The sequence below is a fragment of the Micromonospora sp. D75 genome (genome assembly GCF_018070405.1).
In the GTDB taxonomy this organism is placed as follows: domain Bacteria; phylum Actinomycetota; class Actinomycetes; order Mycobacteriales; family Micromonosporaceae; genus Micromonospora; species Micromonospora chalcea.
This window is the reverse complement of record NZ_JAGPXV010000480.1, coordinates 1-4758: the sequence shown is the minus strand read 5'-3', so window position 1 is coordinate 4758 and position 4758 is coordinate 1. Positions and strand designations below refer to the sequence as shown.

Sequence of the window (4758 nt, the reverse complement as noted above, 5' to 3'; positions counted from 1 at the left end):
AGATGGAACTCGGCAACGGGCGTACCCCGGCGACCACGGCCGGGGTGTGGCCGGAGGTGGCGCTCACGGCGCTGGCGGTCGCGGCCCTGGCCGGCGCGGCCGTGCTGCGCCGCCGCCGGGAGGTCGCTCCCGGCTGAGCCGACGAGCGGGAGGCGGTGCGACGGTGGCGGTGACAGCCGACAGGCGGACGGCCGGCCATCCCGGGGTGGGGCGGGTCCTGGTGGTCATCCCCACCTACAACGAGGCCGACAACGTCGAACGGATCGTCGCCCGGGTACGTGCGGCGGCGCCGGGGGTGGACGTGCTCGTCGCCGACGACAACAGCCCCGACGGCACCGGCGCGATCGCGAACCGGCTCTCCGGGGACGACCCGCGGGTGCACGTGCTGCACCGCGAAGGCAAGGAAGGGCTCGGCGCGGCCTACCTGGCCGGTTTCGCCTGGGCCCGCGCACGCGGCTACGACGCCGTGGTGGAGATGGACGCCGACGGCTCGCACGCGCCGGAGGACCTGCCGGCGCTGCTGGACGCCGCCCGCGACGCCGACGTGGTGATCGGCTCCCGGTGGACGCGCGGCGCGCGGGTGCTGAACTGGCCGTGGCAGCGGCTGCTGCTGTCGCGTGTCGGCAACCTGTACGCGCGGCTCGCGCTGGGCATGCCGGTCAGCGACGCCACCGGCGGCTACCGGGTGTACCGGCGCAGCGCGCTGGACGCCATCGACCTGGACTCGGTGCGCTCCCAGGGGTACGCCTTCCAGGTCGAGCTGTCCCGGCTGGCGCACCGCGCCGGGGTACGCATCGTGGAGGTGCCGATCACGTTCGCCGAGCGGGAACACGGCGACAGCAAGATGAGCCCGCTGATCGTGGCCGAGGCGCTGTGGCGGGTCACCCGGTGGGGAGTGCGGGACCGTTTGGCGACCGCGTCCGCCCGCCCGGACGCGCTCGCCCGCTGGCCTTGAGCCGAGGCGTGTCATGCTTGAGGGGCGTGATGACCCCGGGCGGATGAGGTGAGATGCGCCGAGGACTGAAGTACGTACCCCCGGCCCTGCTGCTGTTGGCGCTGCTGGAGCTGACCGTTTTCGTGCTGGTCGGCCGGGCTGTCGGGTTCGGCGTGGCGGTGCTGCTGGTGTTCGGCGCGTCCCTGCTGGGCCTGGTGCTGCTGCGCCGCGAGGGCATGCGGGCGTGGCGCGGATTCCGCGCGGCGGCGCAGGCCGGCCGCCCACCGGGCCCCGAGGTGACAGACGGGCTGGTCGGGCTGCTGGGTGCGCTGCTGCTGGCGATGCCGGGCCTGGTCAGCGGCGTGGTGGGCCTGCTGTTGCTGCTGCCGCCGATGCGCCGGCTGGCCGGTGGCGGGGTGCGCCGGGCCACCGAGCGGCGGGTGTCGTCGATGGTCGCCGGTGACCTGTTCGGGCCACGGCGGGTACGGGTGTACCGGGGCGCGCCGCAGCCGACCCCGCAGCCCACACCGTCACCGTCGCCGGGTCCCGCGCCGACGCCCCAGCCGGTCACCGACCCCGGCAAGGCCATTGAGGGCGAGATCGTAGACCGCTGACGCGCTGCGCTGCGCCCACGCGGTGCCACGCCATCGGCCTTGATCGACTCCACTTCGCCGAGGTGGTGGCATCAGACCGCGCCCGACCTCGCCACCACCCCGAACTGGCGGCCCGTCCACAGACCCGGCACCCCGGTTTGCCCACATGCGGCGGATCGGCCGCCCACGGTCTCCCCACCCGCCCCATGATCGACGCCAGTTCGGGGAGGTGGCGGTATCAAGGCCGCTGCGATACCGCCACCTCCCCGAAGTGGCGCCCGCCCCGCCCCTGGCAACGGAAACGCCCCCGGGTGATCCCGGGGGCGTTTTCGGTCATGCGGGAGATGCTCAGGCGCGACCGCGACGGGTCCGGACCTCCTGGAGCCGCTCGGCGAGGATGTCCTCCAGCTCGGCGATCGAGCGCCGCTCCAGCAGCATGTCCCAGTGGGTACGCGGCGGCTTGGCCTTCTTCTGCTCCGGCTCGGTGCCGTCGACCAGGCGGGCGACGCTGCCGTCGAACTTGCACTCCCAGGTCGTCGGGACCTCGGCGTCGACGGCGAACGGCACCTCGAACTGGTGGCCCTTGGCGCAGAGGTACTCGCGGGTCTGGCGCGGCGCGAGCTCCGTGTTGCGGTCGGATTCGTAGCTGACCGCGCCCAGCCGGCTACCGCGCAGCATGCGCTCGCCCATGATCGACTTCCCCTCGTCCGTGGTGCTGGTCTTCAGGTGTAACGGCCGGTCACCGTTCGCCCATTCCCCACCCACGTCGGCAGGGCCGTACGCGGGTCGGAAGAACCAAGGGTAACCGGCCATGACAGCTGCCCGGCGGGGTCGTCCCCGGCCGGGCCGAATCGGTGGAGTGTTTCGCCTGTCAATGGGGATGTTACCCACCTGTTTGCGTGCCGGAGGTGACGATGAGCAGTGACGCGCCGGTCGGGGCCCGGCCACCCGCGGGCAAGACCTTCTTCGGTCATCCCCGTGCGCTGTCCACGCTCTTCCTCACCGAGATGTGGGAGCGGTTCAGCTTCTACGGCATGCGGGCGATCCTGGTGCTGTACCTGACCGCCGCGGTCGCCGACGGCGGACTCGACATCGGTGAGTCCAGCGCCAACGCCGTGTACGGCACCTACAACGCCATGGTCTACCTGATGGCCCTGCCCGGTGGCTGGGTGGCGGACCGGCTGATCGGCGCGCGACGCAGTGTGCTGTGGGGCGGCGTGGTGATCGCCGCCGGCCACTACGTGATGGCGATCCCGACCGGGTGGAGCGTGTTCGCCGGCATGGCGCTGATCGTGCTCGGCACCGGCCTGCTCAAACCGAACATCTCCACCATGGTCGGTGACCTGTACGAGCGGGACTCGCCGCGCCGCGACGCCGGGTTCTCGATCTTCTACATGGGCATCAACCTGGGCGCGTTCATCGCGCCGCTGATCACCGGCTTCCTCGGCGAGAAGATCAACTGGCATCTGGGGTTCGGCGCGGCAGCGGTCGGCATGACCTTCGGCGTACTCCAGTACGTGCTGGGCCGGCGCAACCTCGGCGACGCCGGTGCCCGCCCGGCGGACCCACTGCTCGGCGCGGACCGGCGACGCGCGCTGACCCGCATCGGCGTGGCCACAGGGATTCTGCTCGCGGTGCTGCTGGTGCTGCTGCTGGCCGGCTGGTTCACCGTCGACACCGTGGTCAACCTGCTCACAGTGGTGACGGTGCTGGTGACAGTCGGCTACTTCGCGCGCATCCTCACCGACCGGGAGATCAGCGGCACCGAACGCAGCCGGATGAAGGCGTACGTGTGGCTGTTCGTGTTCGCTGCCTCGTTCTGGCTCATCTACGACCAGGCCGGATCGGTGCTGAACATCTTCGCCGCCGACCAGACCGACCGCTCGGTGGGCGGGTTCACGTTCCCGGCGTCCTGGCTGCAGTCGGTGAACCCGATCCTGATCATCATCGGCGCGCCACTGGCCGCCGCGCTGTGGCTCAAGCTCGGGCACCGGGTGTCCACGCCCACGAAGTTCGCGGTCGGCCTGGTGCTCAACGGTCTGTCGTTCGTGCTGATGGCCGCCGCCGCGCGGGCCGCCGTCGGCGGCGACCTGGTCTCACCGCTGTGGCTGGTCGCGGTGTACGCGATCCAGGTGGCCGGCGAGCTGTCGCTGAGCCCGGTCGGCCTGTCCGCCACCACCAAACTGGCCCCGGTCAAGTACGCCAGTCAGATGCTGGGCCTGTGGTTCCTCGCCACCGCCGTCGGCGACGCGATCGGCGGCCAGGTGGCCCGGCTGGCCGGCGCCTGGTCGCAGCCGGTGTACTTCCTGACCTTCGGGCTGGCCTCGGTGGTGCTGGGCCTGGCCGCGGTGATGTTCACCCGCCAGATCCGGACCCTGATGGCCGGCATCCACTGACCTGGCTCACACCGACGGAGTGGGCGGCAGTGGCAGCGGCAGGCCGGGCAGCCCGTCGATGCTGGTGGCGACGTGGTCCTTGCCGGCGAAGTACGCGCTCAGCGACGTGTCGTCCTCCCGGGCGAACCGGCGTTCGTGCAGGTCGCGGTCGGCGTCGTAGGTCATGAACGGCACCGCGTAGCCGCACGTGTCGCGGATCAGCTCGGCGTGCGCCACGATGATCGCCCGCAGGCCGTGCGGGCCGGGATCGATGTCGGGGAAGTGCCGCAGCAGGCCGGGCCAGCGCGGGTCGTCACGGAACACCGGCTCGCCGCGCCCGTGCACCCGCACGATGTTCGGCGGGCCGGCGAACGCGCACCACATCAGCGTGATCCGGCCGTTCTCCCGCAGGTGGGCGATGGTCTCGGCGTTGCTGCCGGCGAAGTCCAGATACGCCACCGTGTGCTCGTCGAGCACCGCGAAGCAGCCGCGCAGCCCTTTCGGGGACAGGTTGACGGTGCCGTCACCGGACAGCGGGGCGGTGGCGACGAAGAACATCGGCTGCGCCTCGATGAAGTCCCGCAGCCGGCCGTCGATGCGCTCGTATGTCTTTCCCATGCCCCGATCCTCGCCGCCGGCACGGGTCCGGCGCTGCCCCCTTCCCAGCCCGTGGCGGTCAGCCGGTGCGGGTGCCGAGCCGCGCCAGCGCCGTCGCCAGGTCACTGACCTGGTCGGCGAGCTGCCCGGCGCGCCGCTGCGCGGCGTCCCGGTCCGCCTCGATCACGGCCGTGCGCGCGGCCAGGTCGGCCGCCCGCGCCTCGGCGGCGCTCGCGGCACGCCGCGCGTCGGCCAGCTC

The 4758-nt window shown here is 72.3% G+C and carries 5 protein-coding genes and 1 pseudogene; 3 read left to right on the top strand and 3 right to left on the bottom strand.

The features are described from left to right. The first annotated feature begins 163 nt into the window (after positions 1-163). Both KBX39_RS23610 and KBX39_RS23605 read left to right on the top strand, forming a co-directional pair. On the top strand, positions 164-955 hold the full coding sequence (locus tag KBX39_RS23610) for a polyprenol monophosphomannose synthase (protein WP_064445994.1): 792 nt from the start codon (positions 164-166) through the stop codon (positions 953-955). 53 nt (positions 956-1008) lie between these two features. After that, on the top strand, positions 1009-1548 hold the full coding sequence (locus tag KBX39_RS23605) for an FxsA family protein (RefSeq protein ID WP_210872552.1): 540 nt from the start codon (positions 1009-1011) through the stop codon (positions 1546-1548). Positions 1549-1875: 327 nt separating this feature from the next. Here KBX39_RS23605 and KBX39_RS23600 read toward each other — a convergent pair whose 3' ends face one another. Next, positions 1876-2217: an RNA polymerase-binding protein RbpA gene (locus tag KBX39_RS23600; RefSeq protein WP_007070998.1), complete on the bottom strand. Its 342-nt coding sequence runs from the start codon at positions 2215-2217 to the stop codon at positions 1876-1878. A gap of 224 nt (positions 2218-2441) precedes the next feature. On the opposite strand from KBX39_RS23600, the gene KBX39_RS23595 reads away from it, so the two are divergent. Next, positions 2442-3923, top strand: coding sequence for a peptide MFS transporter (locus KBX39_RS23595; protein WP_043330143.1), 1482 nt, complete (start codon positions 2442-2444; stop codon positions 3921-3923). 6 nt (positions 3924-3929) lie between these two features. Here the strand turns inward: KBX39_RS23595 and KBX39_RS23590 are convergent, their stop codons facing one another. Both KBX39_RS23590 and KBX39_RS23585 read right to left on the bottom strand, forming a co-directional pair. Further along, complete coding sequence (locus KBX39_RS23590) at positions 3930-4520, bottom strand: pyridoxamine 5'-phosphate oxidase family protein (protein ID WP_043324102.1); 591 nt, start codon at positions 4518-4520, stop codon at positions 3930-3932. Positions 4521-4578: 58 nt separating this feature from the next. After that, a pseudogene (locus tag KBX39_RS23585) lies at positions 4579-4758 on the bottom strand (hypothetical protein); the annotation flags it as partial.

Coding starts and splice junctions, on each gene's coding strand:
- KBX39_RS23595 (WP_043330143.1), top strand. CDS start 2,442: ATGAGCAGTGACGCGCCGGTCGGGGCCCGGCCACCCGCGGGCAAGACC.
- KBX39_RS23600 (WP_007070998.1), bottom strand. CDS start 2,217: ATGGGCGAGCGCATGCTGCGCGGTAGCCGGCTGGGCGCGGTCAGCTAC.
- KBX39_RS23590 (WP_043324102.1), bottom strand. CDS start 4,520: ATGGGAAAGACATACGAGCGCATCGACGGCCGGCTGCGGGACTTCATC.
- KBX39_RS23605 (WP_210872552.1), top strand. CDS start 1,009: ATGCGCCGAGGACTGAAGTACGTACCCCCGGCCCTGCTGCTGTTGGCG.